The organism is Heyndrickxia ginsengihumi (assembly GCF_011008565.1).
Classification (GTDB): Bacteria; Bacillota; Bacilli; order Bacillales; family Bacillaceae_C; genus Weizmannia; species Weizmannia ginsengihumi.
Genome location: NZ_JAAIWK010000001.1, coordinates 24,792 through 50,406, shown reverse-complemented (window position 1 = coordinate 50,406; position 25,615 = coordinate 24,792). Strand labels below are relative to the sequence as shown.

Genomic DNA, 25,615 nt, shown 5'->3' with positions numbered 1-25,615 from the left:
AATGGGCTGTTTGTTAAAGTGATAAGTTCACTTGATAGTAGATGAATTCTAAATTCCCTTTTTTGTGCATATCTTTTCTTTAGGGCATGTACAAAGGGGGAAAATAAATGGCAATCATCTCTGAAACAATTACATTAATGGTGATGGCATTTGCTTTAGGTATGGATGCCTTTTCCGTAAGTTTAGGAATCGGAATGAGTAAACTGCGGATGAAGCAAATGTTTTACATAGGGCTTACAGTTGGTATATTTCATGTAATCATGCCTTTTTTTGGAATCATCGCTGGGAAATTTTTATCTCATACGTTTGGGATGATTGCTCAGTATGTTGGAGGAATTTTGCTAATTATTCTTGGAATACAAATGATGGCATTTGTTTTTAAGAAGGAAGATACTAGCATAATAAAGCCGGAGGGATTGGGCCTTATTTTTTTTGCTTTAAGTGTAAGTTTAGATAGCTTTTCAGCAGGCCTATCTTTAGGAATTTACGGTGCGAGAACGATAGTCGTTGTTGTTTGTTTTGGCATCGTCGCCACAATATTGGCATGGCTGGGATTGTTGATTGGACGAAAGGTGCATGGATTATTAGGTATGTATGGTGAAGTGTTGGGGGGGATGATTTTATTCATATTTGGGGTAAAATTATTGCTGCCTTTTTAAATAAGCCTATTTTCGTACACTGTATTACATTTTGATCAAAAAGAAGTAGTTCTTTCCACTTCAGAATGCTCGCATTCCGCGGGCGGACACTGAGCCTTCTCAGCACTGCACGCCTGCGGGTCCCTACCTTACCCGCTATCCCCAGAAGCTTCGACCTTCCGCTCCAATCTCTTAATGAATTGCTAAAGTGAACAGAATCTATTAAAAAACAATCTTCTAGAAAGGTTGTTTTCTTCACTTTGTTTGCTTATTTATCAAAAGAAGTGGTTCTATTTCCGCTCTAGTTGCTCGCATCTTTGCGCCAAACATGGGATGCATTGCTAAAGTGAATGACATCTATTAAAAGACACAATCTTCTAGAGAAGAGTTCCGATAAGAAAATTGTCATTTATGTTAATTGTTTAATTTTTATTATAAAAATTAAGAGTCGAGCAAAGTTGTTCTTTATATAACAAGACTTATTGACTATAATAAAAGTGTTAATAGAAATGGACGTTTTATAAGGGGGAACATGTTTGAATATTTTATTTGTCTGCACAGGTAATACATGCAGGAGCCCGATGGCTGAGGCTATTCTACATCACAAAAATATTGATGGCATTGATGTAAGATCTGCTGGAGTTTTTGCGATGAATGGACAAGATCCGTCATACAACGCATTGCAAGTGTTAAAGGAACAATCAATAGAGCACAAAAAGAAAGCAAGAATGCTGACGGAGAATGACATTGATTGGGCAACTTATATTTTAACGATGACATTAGGACACAAGGAGGCTGTCATCAAACAGTTTCCAAACGCCTCTAATAAAACGTTTACATTAAAAGAATTTGTCAATGGTGAACATGGGGATATCACCGATCCGTATGGAGGCAGTCTAGAAATATACCGAAAAACATACCACGAGTTATATTCACTGATTAATCATCTAGTGCAAAAACTCTATCCAAATGACTAGGGAGAGGGAAAATGGAGAAAAAAACATATTCATTTAGTTTAACGAAAAAAATTGTACTGTTTTTTACAAGTTTAGCTTTCGTTACATATTTTACAAGTGGCGTCTTTATATATATTATTTACCCTTTTGTATCTAATTATATTAGTCAGTCGTGGTTTATCATTATAACGCTTAGTCTGGGAATTATTTGGTCAGGAATATTTAGCTATTTTGCCGCTCGTTTTATTGCTAAACCTTTAAAGGTTTTTGAGCAGGCTGCATTAAAGGCTAGTGATGGTGATATTCAAGAAGATGTACCATTGCCAAAATCAGATGACGAAATCCGTTCACTAGCAACTGCGTTTAATAGAATGCTAAGTAATTTGCGAATAATGGTCAAACAGATTGATAGTAATTTTGAACATACAAAAGATACTGTCGAAGAAATCTCTTCTAAAACATCAAGAGCTACTGTTCAAGCAGAAGAGATTGCGCGTAATATTGCGGAAATTTCAGCCGGGGCAGAAAATTCAGCCTACGCTATTCAAACAACGGCAGAGTTAGTAGAAGATATAACGAGTATTGCTCAGGAAGTTCAAGATAAAGCGAATTCGTCAGAGCAATCGTCGGGTAATATGATTAAAGAATTAAAAAACAGTAAGGAAGTCATTGATACATTAATTAACGGGATTGAAATCATTGTAAATGGCAATGAGGAATCATTAAAAGCAGTACACCGTTTGGAGACGAACGCTAAAAAGGTTGAAAATATTATTTCGCTTGTAGGTGAAATTGCTGCACAAACTAATTTGCTTGCATTAAATGCCTCTATTGAAGCTGCCCGTGCAGGTGAACATGGAAGAGGATTTGCTGTCGTGGCTGATGAAGTAAGAAAGCTTGCAGATGAAAGTGCAAAGGCAGTACAAGGGATTACAGATTTGATTCAAAATATCCAGGAAGAAGTCGGAAATGTAGTTGTCCAAATTACGAGTCAGGTGAAAAAGGCCAATCAAGAGGCGACAAAGGGTGCGGAAACGAAAGAGGCAATGGATCGAATGACTGAAACGATTCACCAAGTTGCTAAAAAGGTTAATCATATTGCTGAACTTGTAGACAAACAGATGCAGTCAATTCAGCAGGCTGCCCATCAATCCCAGGAAGTTGCTGCTATTGCGGAGGAAACTTCTGCTGGTGCAACAGAGGTGACAGACATTACAGGAAAACAAGCACTTGTTATGCAAAATATTGAGCAATTAATTGTCCAGTTGAATCAAGATGCAGTAAAATTAAAAGAGAATATTGAACGCTTTCATTATTAAGTCTATGAAACTATTAACTACTTTAGGGGGAACGGAAAATGAAGGTTGCGTTAGCTTCGGATCACGGTGGAGTGCTGCTTCGTAAGGAAGTTGCAAAGTTATTACAACAATTAGGAATAGAGTACGAAGATTTCGGCTGTGATTGTGAAACTTCTGTTGATTATCCTGATTATGCACTTCCGGTCGCTGAGAAAGTTGCTAAAGGGGAATTTGATAGAGGGATTCTAATTTGCGGCACTGGTATTGGAATGTGCATCGCTGCAAATAAAGTAAGAGGGATACGCTGTGCGCTTGTACACGATCTGTTTAGTGCAAAAGCAACACGTGAACATAATGATAGTAATATATTGTCGATGGGTGCTCGAGTAATTGGCCCTGGACTTGCCTGTGAGATTGTAAAAACTTGGCTCGAAACTGAGTTTCAAGGAGACCGTCATTTAAACCGTCTTAATAAAATTTCCCAGTATGAAGAATAAGGGTCATGACGAATATTAAATATTAGCTAATCACAACTTCTTTTAAATATAGAGGTGTAAATTTTGACTGTTAATATCAATGAGTGGAGAAGTCAATTACAAAGTATACTAGCGGAATTTTCACAGCAAATACATGTTAAGAAAGATCAAGTAATTGTCATCGGATGCTCAACTTCAGAAGTCCTTGGTGAAAAAATTGGTACTGCGGGAGCGTTAGAGGTTGCAGAAATGATTTTTGAAGAACTTAATCAGTTTTCTAGAAAATTTGATATCCATCTTGCTTTTCAATGTTGCGAGCATTTGAATAGGGCTCTCGTTGTTGAGCGTAAATTGGCAGAAAAGAAAAATTGGGATGAGGTAACAGTTATACCTGTTCGACATGCTGGAGGTTCAATGGCGACATGTGCATATCATCATTTTACTGACCCTGTCGTTGTTGAATTTATAAAAGCAGATGCAGGAATAGACATCGGTGATACATTTATTGGCATGCATTTAAAACATGTAGCAGTACCCGTCCGAGTATCCACAAAACAAGTTGGTTCTGCGCATGTAACATTAGCTGTCACACGTCCTAAGCTAATTGGCGGGCAACGTGCAGTTTACGAAAAATAACATTTAATATGAAATGCCCATTTCGTTGTATGATTGAACGAAATGGGTTTTTTATATAAAAAATTGTTCATGTAAACAGTTTATAAAGAAATTGGTTGATGCGGAAGTTCGAGGTTCCTGCTAGAATAACGGAATGGTAAGACATCGAGGTCGAGAAGGATCAGCATCCTGGAAGGAAAACCATTTTCTCTTTTTTGATAAAAAAGCAACTAAACTTGCAAAAATGGTTAAAAAACAAAGTTAAAGGGCTTTCAATCCGAAAATAAATAAATATCTGATAGATTTTGTTCGGAAATATGATAAAATAAAAGCGAATTTGAATACAAAGTTATTAAGGAGGCCCCAAATTGAGTCAAATCGCCAAACAAGATCAACAAGTATACGAAGCTATTCAGCAAGAATTAGGTCGACAAAGAAGTAAAATAGAGTTGATTGCTAGTGAAAACTTTGTTAGTGAAGCTGTCATGGAAGCTCAAGGCTCTGTCTTGACGAATAAATATGCAGAAGGTTATCCAGGCCGTCGCTATTATGGTGGCTGTGAATATGTTGACGTTGTAGAAGATCTTGCCCGTGATCGTGCGAAACAAATTTTTGGAGCAGAACATGTAAATGTGCAGCCCCACTCAGGTGCACAAGCAAATATGGCTGTTTACTTTACAATCCTTGAGCCGGGAGATACAGTGTTAGGAATGAATTTAGCTCATGGAGGCCATTTAACACATGGAAGTCCGGTGAATTTTAGTGGAGTTCAGTATCATTTTGTTGACTACGGTGTAAATAGTGAGACACAAACGATTGATTATGAAGAAGTGTTGGAAAAAGCACGTATACATAAACCGAAGCTTATCGTTGCTGGAGCAAGTGCTTATCCTCGTGTAATTGATTTTAAGAGATTCCGCGAAATTGCTGATGAAGTAGGCGCTTATCTTATGGTAGATATGGCTCATATAGCAGGCCTCGTTGCAACTGGTCTTCATCCAAGTCCAGTACCATATGCAGACTTTGTGACAACGACAACACATAAAACATTGCGTGGTCCGCGTGGAGGCATGATTTTATGTAAAGAGCAGTTTGGTAAAAAAATAGATTCAGCTATTTTCCCAGGAATCCAAGGTGGTCCACTTATGCATGTCATTGCAGGTAAGGCTGTCGCATTTGGTGAAGCACTGCAAGACTCATTTAAAGACTATACACAAAAAATTATAGATAATGCTAAGCAATTGGCAGCTTCTTTGCAAAAAGAAGGATTTGATCTTGTTTCAGGTGGGACTGACAATCATCTAATTTTAGTAGATTTACGTTCGATTGGTATTACAGGCAAATTGGCCGAAAAGGTATTGGATGATGTTGGTATAACTGTGAATAAAAACGCAATCCCATTTGATCCTGAAAAGCCGTTTGTAACAAGCGGAATTCGTGTAGGTACTGCCGCAGTTACATCTCGTGGGTTTGGTATTGAAGAGATGGATGAAATTGCTTCAATTATCTCATTAGCTTTAAAAAACAGTAATGATGAAAGTAAGTTACAAGAAGCAAGCGAACGTGTAAAAAATCTTACAGGTCGTTTTCAACTCTATCCAAATTTTTAATAAAAAGTATAGAACGCCCCATATAGTATAAAAATATAAAATAGGTTGTTTGATTTCAAAGAGTCTAACTTAGATAATATATTGTCTTGAGGTTAGACTCTTTTTTCGTGTAAAATGGGGAGAGGTTATGAGAGTTTTGTCGAAAAAGATTTAATAAAAAAAGGAGAGAGAAAATTGAGTACTTTACATATTATCAACCATCCTCTTATTCAGCACAAATTAACGTATATCCGCAATAAAAATACAGGGACAAAAGATTTTCGTGAATTAGTGGATGAAGTTGCAACATTGATGGCGTTTGAAATTACGAGAGATATGCCATTGGAAGAAATTGAAATTGAAACGCCAGTCAGCACAGCAAAATCTAAAATCCTATCAGGTAAGAAAATAGGAATTGTTCCAATATTACGTGCGGGACTTGGAATGGTGGACGGAATCTTAAAACTCATTCCTGCAGCAAAAGTTGGACATGTTGGTTTATATCGAGATCCAGAAACATTGAAACCTGTTGAATATTATGTGAAACTTCCGAGTGATGTAGAAGAGCGTGATTTTATCGTAGTAGATCCAATGTTAGCAACAGGGGGATCGGCGATAGACGCGATTCAATCAATTAAACAACGTGGTGCAAAAAATATTAAATTTATGTGTTTAGTTGCATCACCACAGGGGGTGGAAGCAGTTCAAGAGGCACACCCAGATGTTGATATTTATGTTGCTGCCTTAGACGAAAAATTAAATGATCATGGTTATATTGTTCCGGGATTAGGGGACGCTGGAGATCGTTTATTCGGAACTAAGTAAGAATTTAATGCATAGAAGGAGTCGGATCTATGATTAAAATTATGACAATTTTTGGCACTAGACCAGAAGCAATTAAGATGGCTCCACTCATATTAGAAATGCAGAAATACCCAGAAATATTTCATTCGATTGTGACAATAACTGCTCAGCATCGCCAAATGCTTGATCAAGTACTTGAGATCTTTCAAATTAAGCCGGATTATGATTTGAATATTATGAAAGATAGACAAACACTGATTGATGTAACAACAAAGGGCTTAGAAGGTTTAGATAAAGTCATGAAAGAGACGAAGCCTGATATTGTACTTGTTCACGGAGATACGACGACTACCTTCGTTGCTAGTATTGCAGCATTCTATAATCAAATTACAGTGGGGCATGTTGAGGCAGGGTTAAGGACTTGGAACAAATACTCTCCATATCCAGAGGAAATCAATCGCCAATTAACAAGTGTTGTTGCGGATTTACATTTTGCGCCAACGGAAAAAGCAGCGCAAAATTTACTTCTTGAAAATAAGAACGAAGAACAGATTTTTATAACGGGAAATACAGCGATTGATGCGTTACGGACAACAGTAAGGAAAGAATACACACATCAAGTGCTTGAAAAGATTAAAAATGATCGTCTCATTTTATTGACTGCTCATCGCCGTGAAAACTTAGGTGAGCCTATGAGACGAATGTTCCGCGCTATTAAAAGAGTGGTCGATGAACAGCCGGGAACTCAAGTTGTGTATCCAGTTCATCTAAATCCTATTGTTCAAGAAATTGCAAATGAAATTTTAGGGAATGATGAACGAATTCATTTAATACAGCCATTGGATGTAATAGACTTCCATAATTTTGCGAGCCGTGCCTATTTAATATTGACAGATTCAGGGGGAGTTCAAGAAGAAGCTCCGTCGCTCGGAGTCCCTGTATTAGTCCTTCGTGATACAACAGAAAGACCAGAAGGGATCGAAGCAGGCACATTAAAATTAGTCGGTACTGATGAGGAAATGATTTATAGATACACAACTAAATTATTGAATGATAAAACCTTTTATAATCAAATGGCGCATGCAGCCAATCCTTACGGAGATGGTTTTGCATCTAGAAGGATATTGGAATCCATCCGTTTTTACTTTAAAGATACGAATGAGCGTCCTCAACCTTTCACAGGATGACGATGAGGCACCTTTTCCTAGCTTCACAATGTAGTGTAGGTCAAAAGAAAAGGTGCTTTTCATTATATAAAGTTGGCTATTCATGTTGACAGATCTAATTGAAAACAACTGTTATAATAAAAAAAGTTGTCTAATGTGGTATTTTGTAAAATTTATAGGATAAGTTATTTATAAAACAATGTATGTTTGGTAAAATATCAATTGGAAAATTTTTCTTTTTTGACAATTATGTTACAAACATGTAAATTCATAAAAAATGGATTATTGTTCAAAGAAAGTACATTGACATTGATTTACCGCTATTGTATCCTTAAAGAGTGCACAAAATGGGAAGGTTTTCATAAGTTAATAAAGGTAACTATTTCAACTACTTACATAAGGAATTAGGTAGCGCTTTTTTTATGTGATAGCGTGTGTGATAAAATGAACAAAGTCCATTTTGTGGTCGCTATTTAAATAGCCGCACATGTTAAAGTAGTTGTATGTTATATAACACAGTTTTTTTGTAATTCTGGCTCGATTAAGTTTGGGATGTTAATCGAATAGTTCCAATAGTTGGACAAGATTCAGCTTGAATAAGCTTGAAATTTACATGTTGTCGAGTTTAACATTCCATATCAGGAGAGTAGAAAGATATGCCGGAACTTTTGCAAGTTTATAAAAGGCAGCGTAAGTATATGTTTTTTCTCTTATTCCTCTATTTGCTAGGAGTAGGAATTCCCTCTTACCGCCCAATTTTCTTAGGCCTGCTGTTAGGTACGACCATCAGTCTTTTTAATTTAAGAATGCTGGCGAAGAAAACTCTTTCTGTAACAGAGGGAGTGCAAGAAGTAGGTCGCAAGAAATATCGTTCGCTGGGAACGACTTGGAGAATGGCTGCAGCATTGGCAGCAGTTATGATCGCTACAAAATACCCAGCCATTTTCAATCTTTTAAGTGTAATAATTGGAATAGTGACATGCTATGTTGTCATTATGATAGATTTAATGCTAAGTATCATTTTCGATAAATTAAATAGTAAAGAGAGGTGAGTTCTGTTGGAACATAAGGCACCTGTAGTGGAATTTTTAGGTCTTTATTTTAACCTTTCCAATATTATGATGATTACAATTTCATCTTTAATTGTGTTCATCATTGCGGTTGTTTCCACTAGAAAGCTGGCGTTGAGACCTACAGGTATGCAAAACTTCTTAGAATGGGTAATGGATTTCGTCAAGGATATTATCAAAAGCAACATGGATTGGAAAACAGGCGGATCATTTCACATTCTTGGAATTACGCTAATTATGTATATCTTTGTTTCCAATATGCTGGGGCTTCCATTTTTAGTAAACTATGGCCATTATTCATGGTGGAAATCACCAACATCAGATCCAATTATTACATTAACGTTGGCTATTATGGTTGTAGGATTAACCCACTATTATGGAGTTAAACAAAGAGGCGTAGGAGGATATTTTCGCAGCTTTATTGAACCAATGTGGTTCTTATTGCCAATTAAACTAATTGAAGAATTCGCAAATACGTTGACATTAGGTTTACGTCTTTACGGAAATATTTATGCAGGTGAAATTTTATTATCCCTTCTTGCTAGTTCTCTTGCAACAAATGTTGGGGGTACCATTGCAGCAATTATTCCAACGTTATTATGGCAAGCATTTTCTATTTTCGTTGGTACAATCCAAGCATATATTTTCACAATGCTAACAATGGTATATCTATCACATAAAATTTCACATGAAGCATAATCAGTTTATATTTTAAAGCTATTATTTAAAATTTCATTTACCTTAAGGAGGAAATATTATCATGAGTTTGGGTATTCTTGGAGCAGCAATTGCATGTGGGTTAGCAGCAGTAGGTGCTGGTATTGGTAACGGTCTTGTTGTAGGTCGTACGGTTGAAGGGATTGCTCGTCAACCAGAAGCACGTGGTATGTTACAAACAATGATGTTCGTCGGTATTGCGTTAGTAGAGGCACTTCCAATTATAGCAGTTGTTATTGGTTTTATGGTTCTTAACAGATAGTCAACAGAAACGTATAAATGGCGAAGATATTCGGATAGGAAACTTCGCCATTCCTTTATGTGAGAATATTTACGATTTATTTTATATAAAAATTGTATTTGTGAAATGAATGGAAATGCTCTTGGAAAGGAGTGAACTTGTATGTTAGCAAATGATTTAGTATTTGGATTTGTTGAAGGAAAATTAAACACTGGCGATATTATTTTCCAGCTCATTATGTTTATTGTTTTACTACTTTTGTTGAAAAAATTTGCTTGGGGTCCGTTGATGGGCATTATGAAACAACGTGAAGAGCATATTGCAAGAGAGATTGAAGAAGCTGAGAAAAATCGCGTTGAAGCCAATAAATTAGTTGAAGAACAACGTTCACTATTAAACGATGCTCGTCTTGAAGCACAAAGTTTAATTGAAAATGCTAAGAAACAAGCAGAGGCTCAGAAAGAAGATATTATGAACACTGCTCGTTCAGAAGCAGAAAGACTTAAAGAAAGTGCTAAGCTTGAAATTGAGCAACAGAAACAAAAAGCTGTTGCTGCATTGCGTGAGCAAGTTGCATCTCTATCTGTTCTAGTTGCATCTAAAGTTATTGAAAAAGAACTAACAGTTGAAGATCAAGAAAAGCTTATTGAAGAATCTATTAAAGAGGCAGGAGAAAAGCGATGAGTTATGAAGCCATTGAAAAACGGTATGCTTTGGCGCTTTTCGAATTAGCAAAAGAACATCAGCAGTTAGATCAAATTGAAAATGAACTTCGCGTCATAAAGAGCGTCTTTGAAAACAATGACGAATTTCAAAAGTTATTGAAGTCACCAAAAATTTCTAGAGATCAAAAACAAATAATGATAAACGAAGTATTAGCTAATGTTTCTACTTTTACATTGAATACAATCTCATTATTAGTTGATCGTCATCGTGATGAGTTAATTGTGAGCGTTTGTGATGCTTTTATTGAACAAGTACATAACGAACGCGGAATAGCGGATGCAACAGTTTTTTCAGTGCGACCATTAACTGCAGAAGAAACTGAATCAATTTCAAATGTATTTGCTAAGAAAGTTGGAAAACAGTCATTAAATATTGTCAATGTGATTGATCGTGATCTATTAGGTGGACTGAAAATAAAAATCAAAAATTCTATCTTTGACAGCAGTTTGCGTGGTAAGTTAGACCGTCTAGAAAGAACATTAATAAGTTAAGTTAGAAATGAGGTGTGGGATTTATGAGCATTAAGGCTGAAGAAATCAGCGCATTAATAAAGAAACAAATAGAAAATTATCAGTCTGAAATTGAAGTTAGCGATGTTGGTACTGTTATTGAAGTTGGTGATGGTATTGCTCGTGCTCATGGACTCGATAATGCAATGGCTGGAGAACTTCTTGAGTTTTCAAACGGTGTAATGGGTCTTGCTCAAAACCTAGAGGAAAGCAATGTTGGTATTATTATATTAGGACCTTTCCGTGATATTCATGAAGGTGATGAAGTTAGACGTACAGGAAGAATCATGCAAGTTCCTGTCGGTGACGAATTAATTGGACGTGTTGTTAACCCACTAGGACAACCAGTGGATGGACTAGGACCAATTCAAACAACAAAAACTCGCCCAATTGAGGCAAAGGCTCCAGGAGTAATGGATCGTAAATCTGTTAATGAGCCATTACAAACGGGTATTAAAGCTATTGATGCCCTTGTACCAATCGGAAGAGGACAGCGTGAATTAATTATTGGAGACCGTCAAACAGGTAAAACAACTCTTGCAGTGGACACAATTTTAAACCAAAAAGACCAAGATATGATTTGTATTTATGTCGCAATTGGACAAAAAGAATCTACTGTTCGTGGTACTGTTGAAACTCTCCGTAAACATGGCGCTTTAGACTATACAATTGTAGTAACAGCATCTGCTGCACAACCTGCACCGCTATTATTCTTAGCTCCATATGCGGGTGTTGCAATGGGTGAAGAATTTATGTATAACGGTAAACATGTATTGCTTGTATATGATGATCTTACAAAACAAGCGGTAGCGTATCGTGAACTTTCATTACTTTTACGTCGTCCGCCAGGTCGTGAAGCATATCCAGGGGATGTATTCTATTTACACTCTCGTTTACTTGAACGTGCGGCTAAATTGAGTGATGCTAAAGGCGGCGGTTCTTTAACTGCCCTACCATTCGTTGAAACGCAAGCCGGAGATATTTCAGCATACATTCCAACAAACGTTATATCAATAACAGATGGACAAATTTTCTTACAATCTGATTTATTCTTCTCGGGTGTACGACCTGCCATTAACGCTGGTTTATCAGTATCCCGTGTTGGTGGTTCTGCTCAAATTAAAGCGATGAAAAAAGTTGCAGGGACACTTCGTCTTGACCTCGCATCGTTCCGTGAACTTGAATCATTTGCACAATTTGGTTCAGATTTAGATAAAGCAACACAAGCGAAACTAGCACGTGGACAACGAACTGTTGAGGTATTGAAGCAAGATTTGAACAAACCAATCAAAGTTGAAAAACAAGTTGCTATTTTATACGCCTTAACAAAAGGATTCTTAGATGATATTCCTGTTCAGGATATTCAACGTTTTGAATCTGAGTTTTATATGTGGTTAGATCAAAACCGTTCAGAATTGCTTTCGCAAATTCGTACAACTGGAAATTTACCATCTGATGATGACTTTGCTAACGCAATCAATGAATTTAAGAAGACATTTGCAAAATCTGAATAAATTTGGCTGATAACAATAAAAAAGGACTTCAATTAATAAGTTATTGGAGTCCTACTAACAAACAAGGGTGGTGAGACTAAAATGGCATCCTTACGTAATATTAAAACTCGTATCAATTCAACGAAAAAAACAAGTCAGATCACAAAAGCCATGCAAATGGTATCGGCTGCTAAGTTGAATAGAGCTGAAATGGCTGCTAAATCATTTGTGCCATACATGGAAAAATTGCAAGATGTTGTTGTTAGTATTTCCATGGGAACAAGTGGTATTTCACATCCGATGCTCGTTTCACGACCAGTGAATAAAACAGGTTATTTAGTTGTTACTTCTGATCGTGGGTTAGCTGGTGCTTTTAATAGTAATGTATTACGTTTAGTGACAAAGACGATTCGTGAACGTCACAAATCTACAGATGAATATGCAATTATTGTAATTGGTCGTACAGGATATGAGTACTTTAAACGTTTGAATATGAATGTTGTATTAAATATTGTTGGTTTATCGGATCATCCATCATTTACTGACATATCTAATATTGCAAAACAATCAGTAGGTCTATTTGAAAATGGTACCTTTGATGAATTGTATTTATATTACAATCATTTTGTTAGTGCAATTCAGCAGGAAGTAACAGAGAAGAAATTGCTTCCATTAACAGAGGTAACATCAACGAATCGTATAATTTCTTATGAGTTTGAACCATCTGCTCCAGAAATTTTAAATGTACTTTTACCGCAATATGCGGAGAGCCTAATTTATGGTTCATTATTAGATAGTAAAGCAAGCGAGCATGCTGCGCGGATGACAGCAATGAAAAATGCTACAGATAATGCTATGGATTTAATAGATACATTAACGTTGACTTATAACCGTGCGCGTCAAGCAGCAATTACACAAGAAATTACTGAAATTGTTGGCGGGGCAGCAGCACTAGAATAGGCCGATATTTAATGAAAAAGAGTATAAATAAGCCTCAAAATGTAAGTTAGGAGGGAAAGTAATGAGTATTGGACACGTTATTCAAGTAATGGGTCCGGTTGTTGACGTAAAATTCGAAAATGGTCAACTCCCTGATATTTATAATGCATTAAAGATTAATTATAAAGCACAATCTGCTACAGAAGTAAATATTAATCTTACTCTAGAAGTTGCGCTTCATCTAGGTGATGATTCAGTTCGTACAATTGCTATGTCTTCAACTGATGGACTTCAGCGTGGAATGGAAGTAGAAGATACTGGTGCACCAATATCAGTACCAGTTGGTGAAGTTACACTTGGACGCGTATTTAATGTCCTTGGTGATGTTATTGATTTGGATGGAGAAATATCAAATGATGTTCGTCGCGATCCAATTCAACGTACTGCGCCGACATTTGAACAGTTATCTACTCAAGTAGAAATTCTTGAGACTGGTATTAAAGTAGTAGATCTTTTAGCACCTTATATTAAAGGTGGTAAAATTGGACTATTTGGTGGTGCCGGAGTAGGGAAAACTGTATTAATTCAAGAGCTTATTAATAACATTGCTCAAGAACATGGCGGTATTTCTGTATTTGCGGGTGTTGGTGAACGTACACGTGAAGGTAACGACCTTTATTATGAGATGAAGGATTCTGGTGTTATTAATAAAACAGCAATGGTATTCGGACAAATGAATGAACCACCAGGTGCGCGTATGCGTGTTGCTCTAACGGGCTTAACAATGGCTGAATTTTTCCGTGATGAGCAAGGGCAGGATGTGTTATTCTTTATTGACAACATTTTCCGTTTTACTCAAGCTGGTTCAGAGGTTTCTGCGTTACTTGGACGTATGCCTTCTGCTGTGGGTTACCAACCTACCCTTGCAACAGAGATGGGACAATTACAAGAACGGATTACTTCAACAACTAAAGGTTCAGTTACATCAATTCAAGCGATTTATGTACCTGCGGATGACTATACAGACCCAGCCCCAGCTACAACATTCGCTCACTTAGATGCAACAACAAACCTTGAACGTAAATTATCTGAAATGGGTATTTACCCTGCAGTAGATCCACTTGCATCTACTTCACGTGCACTTTCTCCTGAAATTGTTGGAGAAGAGCATTATAATGTAGCACGCCAAGTACAACAAACACTTCAACGTTATCGCGAACTCCAAGATATTATCGCAATTCTTGGTATGGATGAGTTGAGTGAAGATGATAAGCTTGTTGTACAACGTGCACGTCGTATACAATTTTTCTTATCACAAAACTTCCACGTTGCGGAACAATTTACAGGGCAACCTGGATCTTATGTTCCTGTTAAAGAAACTGTTCGCGGATTCAAAGAAATTTTGGAAGGTAAATATGATCATTTACCAGAAGATGCTTTCCGTCTAGTTGGTACAATTGAAGAAGTTGTGAAAAAAGCTAAAGAGATGGGTGTAGAGGCGTAAATTAGGGACCAGGAGGATAAAAAATGAGGACATATAAGGTCAGTATTGTCACTCCAGACGGCCCAGTATATAGTTCAGAAGTAGAAATGATTATTGCAAAGGCCAAAAGTGGAGAAATAGGTATTTTATATGGACATATTCCATTGGTCGCACCTCTTCAAATTGGCGCTGTGCGTTTAAAAAATGATGGAAAAACTGAACTAGTAGCAGTCAGCGGAGGCATCATTGAAGTGCGGCCTGAAGAGGTAACGATATTGGCGCAAGCTGCTGAATTACCTGAGCAAATAGATATTGAACGTGCTGAGAAAGCGAAAGAACGCGCGGAAAATCGCCTTCAATCCAATCATGATGATGTAGATTTTAAACGTGCTGAATTAGCTCTTAAACGAGCAATGACTCGTATTGACGTTTACAAGCATCGTTCATAATAAAAAGGGGTCCGGTACCACAAAGAAGTATATATGGTATAGCGCTGTATACCTTATATCTTAAACAGTGGTATCTGACTCTTTTTTTACAGCTTTATTATTAAATTTAGGTATTCCATGACAAAGTTCCACAGCCTTTTAACATAGCAGAAGCGACAACATTCCTATGATAGCGAAGGGAGACAATTATTTCCGTTCTTTTTCATAGGAATATTGTTTTATTAAGGTATAAGCCGTTAAAATATTAAATGGTTAAGTTCAATTTATACATAAATTGGTGGTGAAATCATGTTATCTGGTTTTGGAAATCAAGCGTTAATTAGTATACTCACCCATTTATTCTTCATCGCAATATCCTTTTGGGCTCTCCAGGCTGTAAATATTGAACAAATAATTAAAAAAAATCGTGTTGTTCAAGCGAGATTACTGTATGTTTTGTTGTCATTAGCGATTGGATCGGCAGTCAGCAATTTTTTTCTTAATTATTTACTTTGGTCACAGCAGTTGCCACAACTATTTCAATTCATTTTCTACCACTAGTAGGATGAATATCCTAAATCTATAAATTAATTTGGTATATTTTACATGTTTGCAAAAGACATAAATTTATTTACAATAAGTGAGGTCTACCTTTTAGACAAATTTCGATTAAATTTATATACTAAATACTATATGTCATAACTTGACGACATTTACCTAGTATGCTCTTTCCCTTAATGGTAAATCCTTTTATTAAAGGGAGAGGGGATACTAAAAATGATTAAAAAATATAAATTACTTTGGTTATGTACTGTATTAGTATGTTTAACATTGGTGTTTGTAGGATATAGAGCTAAAGCACAAACTTTTAATAGTGATTTACCATTTCTCATTCATACGGCTGAATCGTTGAATGGTAAAGTTACAGAATGGACTTTATTTACGAGAGAAACTGTTCATTTAGCTTCTAATAAGTCTTGGAATCAAAAAACTAAGTCCTTACATAAGCAATTTCCAAATATGGCATGGACATATGTGAAAAATCGTGATTCGAAGACTTATACAGGTATATCACGAAAAAATAACTATGTTGAAACGATAAAATTATTGTCAACAAATGTAAATGGAAAGTCATACTCTTTTTTAATTTATGAAGTGAGTGGTAAGCATTGGAATGATCACAAGGTTGAGAATTTGAATAAAATGGTTTCAAGTCAGCTTGATAAATTATACGATAAAAAGCCTGTAATTTTTTCTTGTATCCAAGGTCACTTCAGTGATAAAATTGATAATGTTTTGTTATATGAAAAAAATCGTTTGTTAAAAAGTCTTCAGGCAAAAAAGGTTGAAGCTTTGGAAGAAAATGACTTTTATTCTGTATCAGCATACTCATCAAAGCTTTCTCAAGAATTATCAACAAAGAAGAAAGAAGAGATGAATGTACAAATTGGTTTAAGAAAAAGTGGTTTGGGCGCTAATACAAACTTTGTAATTGGCACACCAATCATTACGATTGAATATTAATATATAGAATATGGACGCGGAGGGGAATACTCTTGGACAAAATCATCGTCCGTGGCGGAAATAGGCTGCAAGGCACAGTTCAAGTTGAGGGTGCTAAAAATGCTGTATTACCTGTTATCGCTGCAACATTATTGGCAAGTGAAGGAAAAAGTGTTATCAGAAATGTACCGCAACTCTCCGATGTATATACAATAAATGAAGTGTTGCGTCATTTAAATAGTGAAGTAACATTTGATGGAAATGTAGTAACTGTAGATGCATCTAGAGAGTTGTTTATTGAAGCTCCATTTGAATATGTACGTAAAATGCGCGCATCCGTTTTAGTTATGGGTCCATTATTAGCACGTACTGGAAAGGCTCGAGTAGCCCTGCCTGGTGGTTGTGCAATTGGATCACGTCCAATTGATTTACATCTTAAAGGATTCGAAGCTATGGGAGCGACAGTGAATGTTGGAAATGGCTTTATTGAAGCAACCTCCAAAAGCCGTTTACAAGGAGCTAAAATTTATTTAGATTTTCCAAGTGTTGGAGCAACGCAAAACATTATGATGGCCGCTGCTCTAGCTGAAGGTGTTACGACTTTGGAAAATTGTGCAAAAGAGCCAGAAATTGTTGATTTAGCGAATTTCTTAAATGAAATGGGAGCAAATGTAACTGGGGCTGGCACAGAGGTTATGAAAATTGAAGGTGTTGAAAAGCTCCATGCAGCTGATCATACGATTATTCCTGATCGTATTGAAGCGGGTACTTTTATGGTTGCTGCCGCAATGACACAAGGCGATGTACTTGTTAAAGGTGCAATTCCAGAACATTTATCGGCTGTTATTGCAAAGCTTGAAGAAATGGGCGTTACCATTATTGAAGAAGAAACTGGATTAAGAGTAATCGGGCCTAAAAGGTTAAAAGCAATTGATATTAAAACAATGCCTCATCCTGGTTTTCCAACTGATATGCAATCGCAAATGATGGCATTATTACTTTTAGCTAAAGGTACGAGTATGATAACAGAAACAGTATTTGAAAATCGTTTTATGCATGTTGAAGAATTCCGACGTATGAATGCGGATATTAAAATCGAAGGGCGTTCTGTTATTATAAATGGCCCAATTGATCTTCAAGGTGCTGAAGTAGCTGCAACAGATTTACGTGCTGCTGCTGCATTAATTATTGCTGGTTTGAAAGCAAAAGGAATTACTCGTGTAACTGAATTAAAACATCTAGATCGTGGCTATTTAAATTTCCATCATAAATTAGCCGCTCTTGGCGCAGATATTGAACGTGTAAATGATGATAAAGCTTTATCTGTTACAGAAAACCAAGTTGTTGCGGATGCCAATCTCTAGTATGGATAAAAATCCTTGTACATATACATAGTGCAGGGATTTTTTTATTTTTCTGCTGAATTTTGGTTGATTTGACTTTAATTGTGAGCATACTGTATCTAGGTAGCTATTATTAAAATTTCTTGGTATTAAAAAAATAATTAAGAAATTTGAAAAATATGCCTCTTTTTTATAATAAATTGACTTTGTATAAGGCGCTTTTCTAAAAAATTGTTGTTTAAAATAGTTGTTGTCACTTACGATTCATAGAAGTTGACTTAAATGACAAACCCGTTAATACAGTTGATAGGAGCGGAAGGAAGCGAGCATCCTGAAGCGGGAAGCAATGCCTTTCTTTGATGAAGCAGCAACAACGTTTTCGAAAATAGCCTTGTATAAAAAATGTGCGAATTGTTGTTTCTTTTTTCATGAAACCTTTATATCTTTCGTACGTTATAAATAAGAAGGAGTGATGATAATTGAGGAAAAAATCGATCATATGGATTGTCATTGCAATTGTGGTAGTCTTTTTCATTGCAAGTATTTTTTCAAGCTATAACAGCTTAGTAAATGCCAGAGAGGATGTAAACCAATCTTATTCACAAATTGAAAACCAAATCCAAAGAAGGATGGATCTTATCCCGAATCTTGTAAGCACTGTTAAAGGCTATGCTTCACATGAGAAAGACGTTATAACGAGTATTTCTAATGCCCGGGCGAATTTGGCCAGTGCAAAATCACCTGCTGACAAGGCAGCTGCTAATGACCAGCTTTCAGGTGCATTAAATCGTTTGCTTGTAGTTGTTGAAAACTACCCGAATTTAAAAGCGAATGAGGAATTTACGCAATTAATGGATGAATTGGCGGGAACGGAGAATCGAATAGCAGTTGCACGCCAAGATTATAATAATGCGGTAGCTACCTATAATAAAAAAGTACAGAAATTTCCAGGGGCACTTGTTGCCAATCTTTTTGGCTTCAAGCAAAAGGAATATTTTAAAGCAGATACAAATGCCAAAGAAACACCAAAGGTTGATTTTGGAGACAGCAATAAATGAGAAAGCAGCTAATTCTCTTTACTTCCATTACATTACTTATTGTATCCTTTATAGTAGGAATGGGAAGAGAAGCTGAAGCAAAGAATGCTGACATTCCCTCGCCAGTTGGTGACATTTATGTTCAGGATTTTGCACATGTGTTAACAGAGCAGCAGAAAAATGAGCTCATTCATTTAGGACGACAGCTTGATGACAAAACAAAAGCTCAAATTGCTGTACTCACAGTAGAATCTCTTCAAAATAAAACGATTGAAGAATATGCTAATCAAGCTTTTAGGAAATACCGTTTAGGCGATCAGAAATTAAACAACGGTGTGCTGTTGCTTGTGGCGGTTAAAGATAAAAGTGTAAGAATTGAAGTTGGATACGGTTTAGAAGGGGCTCTCCCCGACGGAAAAGTAGGGCGTATATTAGATGATTATACAATTCCATATTTGAAAGAAAATAAACCAAGCGCTGCAGTGATAAATACGTACAAACAGCTTTTTAATGTTGTTGCACAAGAATATCATATAAATAAAAAAACAGATGCAAAGGCCTATGTCGCCCCAAAACATTCGATGTGGCTCCAGATAGGAATAGCGGTTCTAATCATCATTCTCATCATATTAGATAACAAATTTTTTGGTGGAACATTTACTTTTATGATTATCAATATCCTTTCCATTTTTCTTAGAAATGGTGGGGGAAGTGGGGGGAATCGTAAAGGTGGTGGTGGCTCTTCAGGAGGCGGAGGAGCTAGCCGGAATTGGTAGCAAGGGAAATGGCTTTACATTCTAATATCACCCGTACAGAAGGCAGCAGGGGCATAAAAAGATAAAATATAAGAAAAACTTTAAGAAAGGAGGAAAATATGAAGTTATTTATTGAGTATATACTTGATGAAATTGATCTGATCGGTACTGCAAATGGATATCGTGTTTCACTTTCAGCGACAAAAAATGATGATAACTATATGCGGGGAACTCTTCAATATTTTGATCAATATTTTGATATTCATTATGTCATCATCTTTAGCTTTCCTGAGGAAAATCCAAATTTGAATTATCATTTTTGGATTTTAGATAAACAAGGAAATCAGCAGCTAGTAAAGGAGAACGATCAAAAAGAAAGTTTAATGGGCAAAATAAAAGAGAATGCATTGCAGGAAATCCATATAAACTTGACCCAAGGGGAAGGAATTCGTTTACTATTGGATACAATCAGGAATGTTGTAAAAGAATGAGATATACAGTCCTTTAAAAGAGGGATTCAAATAAATGATCATTTAAATGGTCATTTATTTGAATCCCTCTTTTAAGTTCGTTTGCATCAATAGTGAGTGTTGCCTAATCATTTGCAATAAATGTTTTATACATCAGTTAGAACGTGTTAATGGTACTTTGTAACTAAAGAATACAGTTATACAAGTTAACTAAAACGATAGTGCTTTATCTCTTGCTATAGATGTACAGGTACCTAATCGGCTGATGTACATATCGTATTAAAGAATATAAAATCCCCAAGAAAACGGGAACGGCCAAAGCCCGCTAAAACTTAAAAACTTAGAAGGAGTTCTTTAACATGTTATGAGCGAATTTGAAAATAGTTGGGGGAGAGGAAAGGAGTGTTTTGTTTGAAGGTGAGAAAGCGTCTATTTTTTATACCTCTTTTGATTTTCCTGCTCATGTTTTCTGCCATTTTATCAGCATGTGGTAAAGAAAAGACTGCGAATTCAAGTGGACAAAAAGTTTTACGCATAGGATATCAAAAGAATTGTCCGCTAGTTATTTTAAAAGAACGAGGGACATTAGAGAAAGCTTTAAAAAAATATGGTTATAAAGTGAAATGGATTCAATTTCAAGCAGGCCCTGAATTATTAGAGGCTTTAAATGCAGGAAGTATTGATTTTGGAAGAACTGGAGATTCACCGCCGATTTTTGCTCAAGCATCAGGATCTTCTCTTGTTTATGTAGCTGCAGGTATTTCAAAGTATAAAGGTTCAGGGATTTTAGTTAAAAAGAATTCTGGCATTAATAAACTTTCAGATTTAAAAGGGAAGAAAATTGGTTTTGCAAAAGGTTCAAGCTCGCATTTTCTATTAATTAAAGCATTGGAAAAAGCAGGGCTCTCCATTAATGATATTAAACCAGCATACTTACAGCCTGGAGATGCAAGGGCTGCTTTTGAGAAAGGGGCAATTGATGCCTGGGTTGTTTGGGATCCATACACAGCAGATGCTCAAAGATTGCCAAATACAAAATTGTTAGTAAATGGAGCTGGTTTAACATCTGATCGTGATTTCTTTGTTGCATCATCCAGCTTTGCGCATGCACATTCCGATATTTTAAAGATTGTTTTAAATGAAGTTCAACAGTCCTCTGATTGGGCAAATCATCATCATAAGGAAACGGCTGATATGCTTTCACCTCTCCTTGGTATCGACAAACAGTCATTAATGATCGCCTTAAATCGTCGTACGTATGGAGTTCAAAAAATTTCAAATAACATTGTGAAAGAACAACAGGATATCGCCAATACTTTTTATAAATTAAAGATTATTCCTAAGAAAGTTACGATAAAAAATAATATATATAACATTTATAAAGGCAATGGAAAGGATGACAGAAAGTGAAACGCCGACTCCGCAACATCGTCCAAACCATACTGCCATGGATCATCCCCATATTGCTAATCATTACTTGGCAATTACTTTCTGTTTATGGAATACTGTCAAATCGAATATTGCCTGCACCATCTGATGTTTATTTTGCAGCGGTACACTTATTGAAAACTGGTGATTTATTTCATCATGTATGGATTAGTTTATGTCGAGCTGTAATTGGATTTATTATTGGCGGCACTGTTGGATTTTTATTCGGTTTGTTTAATGGGTTATTTAAAATTTCCGAAATTCTATTTGATACTTCTATTCAAATGCTTAGGAACATCCCTCATCTTGCTCTTATTCCGCTTGTAATATTGTGGTTTGGTATAGGAGAAGAAGCGAAAATATTCCTTGTTGCACTAGGTGTTTTATTCCCTGTTTATTTAAACACATACCATGGAATTAAGTCAGTTGATCCTGGGTTAATTGAGATGGGGAAAATTTATGGTATGAAAGGAATTTCCCTTTTTACTCATATCATTTTTCCCGGAGCGCTATCCTCGATACTAGTTGGAATCCGTTTTTCACTAGGTATTATGTGGATTAGTTTAATTGTTGCAGAAACGATCTCCTCTACATCTGGTATAGGTTATATGGCAATGAATGCGAGAGAATTTATGCAAATGGATGTTGTTGTATTAAGTATTTTATTATATGCGCTGCTTGGTAAAGCATCAGATATAATTGCCCGTTTCTTTGAAGAAAAATGTTTAAAATGGAATCCGAATTACAAAAAAAAGAAAATCTCATAATCGTGTGTGATATTGGATAACCGCTCAAAACTTTGTTGACCAATTGAAGGGGGAAGGAAAGTGACAAGTGAACAAACAGCCCATATTGAATTGAAAAACATTCATAAAAAGTATTCAGAAACAATCGTATTCCAGCATTTGAACTTAACGATTAATAAGGGAGAATTTATTGCAATTGTTGGGAAAAGCGGATGCGGAAAGAGTACATTATTACGCTTAATTGCAGGTTTAGAAAGACCTGATAGCGGACAAATCGTCCAAGAAGGTAAATACTTAACGGGTATAAATGCCGGATCTAGGATCATGTTTCAAGATGGCAGACTTTTACCTTGGAAAAGAGTTATTCAAAATGTCGAATTAGGCCTTAAAGGGGATCATCACCAAGAAGCCGTGGAAACATTGAGGAAGGTTGGCTTAGAAGAACGTATTCAGGATTGGCCAGCAACGCTTTCAGGAGGACAAAAGCAACGGGTTGCATTAGCAAGAGCATTAATTCATAAACCTGATCTATTACTATTAGATGAGCCTTTAGGTGCATTAGACGCTTTGACACGTATTGAAATGCAAAGTTTAATTGAACAAGTATGGTTAGAGCAGAAATTTACAGCGTTACTCGTTACACATGATGTAGAGGAGGCTGTTGCTTTAGCGGATCGGGTAATATTGCTGGAAAATGGCCAAATAGCCATGGATGTCAATGTATCATTATCAAGACCACGTGAAAGAAATGAGCACGCCTACCATTCAATCGTAGCAGCTATTTTAGATCGGATTCTTGGTGATGATCATAGCCGTATCCGTAAAGATACTAAAATCGCTATGATATAAATAAAGGGCTACCAGGGGCGCTTCTGTACACAACAATAGCTTCGTTCAATATAATGGTTCATTAGTTAATACAGGCGTGTGAACTTCCTTTTCACACGCTTTTTATTTAGCTAATAGAAGTGTGTTTTTATGAGCAAATAGTTTGCCGTTGCGGTAGCGAGCATCCTGGACAAACATATGATAGAGAGGAAGATACGTTCATATAGCTTGGCTGAGGCGCATAGAATAGCATTAATTGTTTAAGTCGTAAAATCTATATTAGGGATGGTATCTTTGAAAAATCATATCTGTTCAAAAATTGCCCAACGGATGATTTGGAGGAAATATTGTTTTATTATAGCTGGTGCGATCATTCAAGGGTTCGCCATGGGTGTTTTCCTTTTTCCGCATTCCATTCCTTCAGGGGGAGCAGGCGGAATAACAGTTTTATTAAATCACTGGTTTAATATTCCAATGAGTATTGGCTTATGGATTGTAAACGCGTCAATGCTTATGGTCGCTGTACATTATTTAGGTACTGAAAGTGCACTTGGGACTTTAATTGGGATCACTATTACATCTCTTTCCGTTAACTTTTTTGAGGAGAATGTATATATACCATACATAAACAGCTGGTTCGATTTATTCATTGGGTCGTTAATACTTGGGATAGGAGTAGGAACTTTATTAAGAGAAGGGGTATCGCAAGGGGGAATTGGGATATTAGCACTGATCATTTCACGATCAAGAGGAATTGCTCCGGGAAAGCCATTATTTTGGATAAATGGGTTTATATTCGTGCTGACAGCCTATGTAATTAATTGGCAAATTGTTATACAAGCCGTAATCTGTCAATGGTTGTCTACAAGAGTAGTGGACTTGATTTATGAATTGCGGATTCGAAATACGTTAATCGCACTTAAATTGCTACCTCGAAAAAAATAAAGGAAAAGAAACTAAAGAGTATGCTCTTTAATTCCTTTTTGCTTTATCATTATCTTCCACCAGCAGGCTGTAAATTTGTAACAGTTGCATCTTTTTCATTCGATTTCTGTTTTTGCCCTTCACCTTCAGGCTGCTCTTTTTTTACGTGAATCATGAGTAACGCCAATAACCCAACAACGAAGGCAAGAGAGGAAATAGACATAAACATACCTATTCTCGACCATTCCATAAGTCTTCCAAAGACAGGTGGACCAATTGCGACCCCTAAAAAGCGTACAGAACCATATAGCGAAGTGACAAAGCCGCGTCTTTCTTTTCCTACTGCATTCGTAATAATACTATTTAAACAAGGTAATACAAAACCAGTACCAAGGCTGCTTAATGCTAAAATGGATATAAAAGCAATAAGGTTACTGAAAAATGAAAGCAACGCATAGGAAACTGTCATAAAGGCAAAGCCGAAGACGATTAGTTTTTTCATCAGTTTTTGATTATTTCCTATTTTACTTCCGGTAATATATGAGGTTGTACACATAATTAAAAGTGGGATCGCAAGAATTAGCCCTTTTTTAACCCCATTAATATCGTGAGTCTTTTCTAAAATATCTGAGAGATAAAATAAAATGCCAAATAGAGTAAATAAACAAGTTGCTCCGGCTAAATATGTAGTTAATAGCCAGCGGCCTTCATGCTTAAAGACGCTTAAAAGCCCTTTAATGTATTTTCCAAAAGGCATGGGGGCTTTCTTTTTTACGTTTTCTTTAACAAAAAATATCGTTAAAAGAATTGAAATAATACAAAAAGCTGGAAAGGCAAAGAACACACCATACCAAATGAGAAGAGCGACAAGTGAGCCAACGATTGGTGACAGTACTTTCCCGAAGCCGTTTGAAGCTTCAACAATCCCTAATACTTTACCTTCTTGAGATCCTTTAAAGAGATCGCCTGTTAAAGCCATTGCAATTGGGGCAGTTCCTGCAGCACCAATACCTTGCAACGCTCTGCCTATAAGTATCCAAAAATAAGAATTTGGAAAAGACATTGCTGCAAAACCTGCTATTAGTCCGCCAATCCCATAAATGAATAATGAAGGAAGAATAATCATTTTCCTATTAAAGCGGTCTGAAAGATAACCGAGAATGGGAATAAACATTGCAGCTACAACGGAAAAAATCGTAATCGTCAAACTTACTTGAAATTGGGATAAATGTAATTCCGACTTCATTTTAGGAAGAATCGGAACGAGCATTGAATTCCCTAATGTCATGATTAGTGGAATGGATCCAATTGCCGCAATTGTTAACCCAATATGTTTCGTTTTCGACATCGTAAGATTCACACTCCTATAAAGTTCTAACTAGATATAGATTATCCTCACAACATTGATTTACCCTGCGCAATTTTTTCCTTAT

28 protein-coding genes are annotated in these 25,615 nt (G+C 36.3%); 27 read left to right on the top strand and 1 reads right to left on the bottom strand.

Annotation, left to right across the window (positions count from 1 at the left end):
- Positions 1-107 precede the first annotated feature (107 nt).
- From G4D61_RS00260 to G4D61_RS00130, 27 genes are all read left to right on the top strand, one after another.
- Entirely contained in the window at positions 108-659 is a 552-nt protein-coding gene (locus G4D61_RS00260; protein WP_025727643.1) for a manganese efflux pump MntP, read from the top strand.
- A 515-nt stretch (positions 660-1,174) separates the two neighbouring features.
- Positions 1,175-1,615 (top strand): low molecular weight protein arginine phosphatase, encoded by a 441-nt coding sequence (locus tag G4D61_RS00255; protein WP_025727644.1) that lies wholly within the window; start codon positions 1,175-1,177, stop codon positions 1,613-1,615.
- Positions 1,616-1,626: 11 nt separating this feature from the next.
- A complete protein-coding gene (locus G4D61_RS00250; RefSeq protein ID WP_025727645.1) occupies positions 1,627-2,913 on the top strand; it encodes a methyl-accepting chemotaxis protein in 1,287 nt (428 codons plus the stop codon).
- Positions 2,914-2,951: 38 nt separating this feature from the next.
- Positions 2,952-3,389, top strand: coding sequence for a ribose 5-phosphate isomerase B (rpiB, locus tag G4D61_RS00245; RefSeq protein ID WP_163172974.1), 438 nt, complete (start codon positions 2,952-2,954; stop codon positions 3,387-3,389).
- A 63-nt stretch (positions 3,390-3,452) separates the two neighbouring features.
- The gene (locus G4D61_RS00240; protein WP_163172972.1) at positions 3,453-4,004 is read left to right on the top strand and encodes a TIGR01440 family protein; all 552 of its coding nucleotides are present in this window, start codon (positions 3,453-3,455) and stop codon (positions 4,002-4,004) included.
- A 347-nt stretch (positions 4,005-4,351) separates the two neighbouring features.
- Positions 4,352-5,593 (top strand): serine hydroxymethyltransferase, encoded by a 1,242-nt coding sequence (glyA, locus tag G4D61_RS00235; RefSeq protein ID WP_025727648.1) that lies wholly within the window; start codon positions 4,352-4,354, stop codon positions 5,591-5,593.
- 174 nt (positions 5,594-5,767) lie between these two features.
- Entirely contained in the window at positions 5,768-6,397 is a 630-nt protein-coding gene (gene upp, locus G4D61_RS00230) for a uracil phosphoribosyltransferase (RefSeq protein WP_025727649.1), read from the top strand.
- Between the two features lie 29 nt (positions 6,398-6,426).
- Positions 6,427-7,563: a non-hydrolyzing UDP-N-acetylglucosamine 2-epimerase gene (gene wecB, locus G4D61_RS00225; protein ID WP_205603166.1), complete on the top strand. Its 1,137-nt coding sequence runs from the start codon at positions 6,427-6,429 to the stop codon at positions 7,561-7,563.
- A gap of 635 nt (positions 7,564-8,198) precedes the next feature.
- Positions 8,199-8,594, top strand: coding sequence for an ATP synthase subunit I (locus tag G4D61_RS00220; protein WP_025727651.1), 396 nt, complete (start codon positions 8,199-8,201; stop codon positions 8,592-8,594).
- Between the two features lie 6 nt (positions 8,595-8,600).
- A complete protein-coding gene (atpB, locus tag G4D61_RS00215; protein ID WP_025727652.1) occupies positions 8,601-9,311 on the top strand; it encodes a F0F1 ATP synthase subunit A in 711 nt (236 codons plus the stop codon).
- A gap of 61 nt (positions 9,312-9,372) precedes the next feature.
- Positions 9,373-9,591, top strand: a complete 219-nt coding sequence (gene atpE, locus G4D61_RS00210) for a F0F1 ATP synthase subunit C (RefSeq protein ID WP_025727653.1) — start codon at positions 9,373-9,375, stop codon at positions 9,589-9,591.
- A 141-nt stretch (positions 9,592-9,732) separates the two neighbouring features.
- The gene (gene atpF / locus G4D61_RS00205; RefSeq protein ID WP_025727654.1) at positions 9,733-10,254 is read left to right on the top strand and encodes a F0F1 ATP synthase subunit B; all 522 of its coding nucleotides are present in this window, start codon (positions 9,733-9,735) and stop codon (positions 10,252-10,254) included.
- Positions 10,251-10,787: a F0F1 ATP synthase subunit delta gene (locus G4D61_RS00200; protein WP_035352655.1), complete on the top strand. Its 537-nt coding sequence runs from the start codon at positions 10,251-10,253 to the stop codon at positions 10,785-10,787. The genes atpF and G4D61_RS00200 overlap by 4 nt, the downstream gene beginning before the upstream one ends.
- 23 nt (positions 10,788-10,810) lie before the next feature.
- Positions 10,811-12,319, top strand: coding sequence for a F0F1 ATP synthase subunit alpha (gene atpA / locus G4D61_RS00195; protein ID WP_025727656.1), 1,509 nt, complete (start codon positions 10,811-10,813; stop codon positions 12,317-12,319).
- An 81-nt stretch (positions 12,320-12,400) separates the two neighbouring features.
- Positions 12,401-13,258, top strand: a complete 858-nt coding sequence (gene atpG, locus G4D61_RS00190; protein ID WP_163172970.1) for an ATP synthase F1 subunit gamma — start codon at positions 12,401-12,403, stop codon at positions 13,256-13,258.
- Between the two features lie 61 nt (positions 13,259-13,319).
- A complete protein-coding gene (gene atpD / locus G4D61_RS00185; RefSeq protein WP_025727658.1) occupies positions 13,320-14,741 on the top strand; it encodes a F0F1 ATP synthase subunit beta in 1,422 nt (473 codons plus the stop codon).
- Between the two features lie 23 nt (positions 14,742-14,764).
- Positions 14,765-15,169 carry a F0F1 ATP synthase subunit epsilon gene (locus tag G4D61_RS00180; RefSeq protein ID WP_025727659.1) on the top strand — a complete coding sequence of 135 codons (405 nt, stop codon included), beginning with the start codon at positions 14,765-14,767 and terminating at the stop codon, positions 15,167-15,169.
- Between the two features lie 288 nt (positions 15,170-15,457).
- Positions 15,458-15,709 (top strand): DUF1146 family protein, encoded by a 252-nt coding sequence (locus G4D61_RS00175; RefSeq protein ID WP_025727660.1) that lies wholly within the window; start codon positions 15,458-15,460, stop codon positions 15,707-15,709.
- A gap of 216 nt (positions 15,710-15,925) precedes the next feature.
- On the top strand, positions 15,926-16,672 hold the full coding sequence (locus G4D61_RS00170) for a YwmB family TATA-box binding protein (RefSeq protein WP_035352652.1): 747 nt from the start codon (positions 15,926-15,928) through the stop codon (positions 16,670-16,672).
- Between the two features lie 32 nt (positions 16,673-16,704).
- Entirely contained in the window at positions 16,705-18,015 is a 1,311-nt protein-coding gene (gene murA / locus G4D61_RS00165) for a UDP-N-acetylglucosamine 1-carboxyvinyltransferase (protein WP_163172968.1), read from the top strand.
- A 458-nt stretch (positions 18,016-18,473) separates the two neighbouring features.
- Positions 18,474-19,052: a LemA family protein gene (locus tag G4D61_RS00160; protein ID WP_163172966.1), complete on the top strand. Its 579-nt coding sequence runs from the start codon at positions 18,474-18,476 to the stop codon at positions 19,050-19,052.
- The gene (locus G4D61_RS00155) at positions 19,049-19,807 is read left to right on the top strand and encodes a TPM domain-containing protein (protein WP_025727664.1); all 759 of its coding nucleotides are present in this window, start codon (positions 19,049-19,051) and stop codon (positions 19,805-19,807) included. Before G4D61_RS00160 ends, G4D61_RS00155 begins: the two co-directional genes overlap by 4 nt.
- Positions 19,808-19,905: 98 nt before the next feature.
- Positions 19,906-20,277: a hypothetical protein gene (locus tag G4D61_RS00150; RefSeq protein WP_035352646.1), complete on the top strand. Its 372-nt coding sequence runs from the start codon at positions 19,906-19,908 to the stop codon at positions 20,275-20,277.
- Between the two features lie 396 nt (positions 20,278-20,673).
- Complete coding sequence (locus tag G4D61_RS00145; RefSeq protein WP_306304296.1) at positions 20,674-21,666, top strand: sulfonate ABC transporter substrate-binding protein; 993 nt, start codon at positions 20,674-20,676, stop codon at positions 21,664-21,666.
- Positions 21,663-22,451: an aliphatic sulfonate ABC transporter permease SsuC gene (ssuC, locus tag G4D61_RS00140; RefSeq protein ID WP_025727667.1), complete on the top strand. Its 789-nt coding sequence runs from the start codon at positions 21,663-21,665 to the stop codon at positions 22,449-22,451. The genes G4D61_RS00145 and ssuC overlap by 4 nt, the downstream gene beginning before the upstream one ends.
- A 60-nt stretch (positions 22,452-22,511) precedes the next feature.
- Positions 22,512-23,279, top strand: a complete 768-nt coding sequence (locus G4D61_RS00135) for an ATP-binding cassette domain-containing protein (RefSeq protein ID WP_025727668.1) — start codon at positions 22,512-22,514, stop codon at positions 23,277-23,279.
- 273 nt (positions 23,280-23,552) lie between these two features.
- Entirely contained in the window at positions 23,553-24,203 is a 651-nt protein-coding gene (locus G4D61_RS00130) for a YitT family protein (protein ID WP_371316442.1), read from the top strand.
- A gap of 49 nt (positions 24,204-24,252) precedes the next feature.
- Here the strand turns inward: G4D61_RS00130 and G4D61_RS00125 are convergent, their stop codons facing one another.
- Positions 24,253-25,530 carry an MFS transporter gene (locus G4D61_RS00125; RefSeq protein WP_163172964.1) on the bottom strand — a complete coding sequence of 426 codons (1,278 nt, stop codon included), beginning with the start codon at positions 25,528-25,530 and terminating at the stop codon, positions 24,253-24,255.
- Positions 25,531-25,615 lie beyond the last annotated feature (85 nt).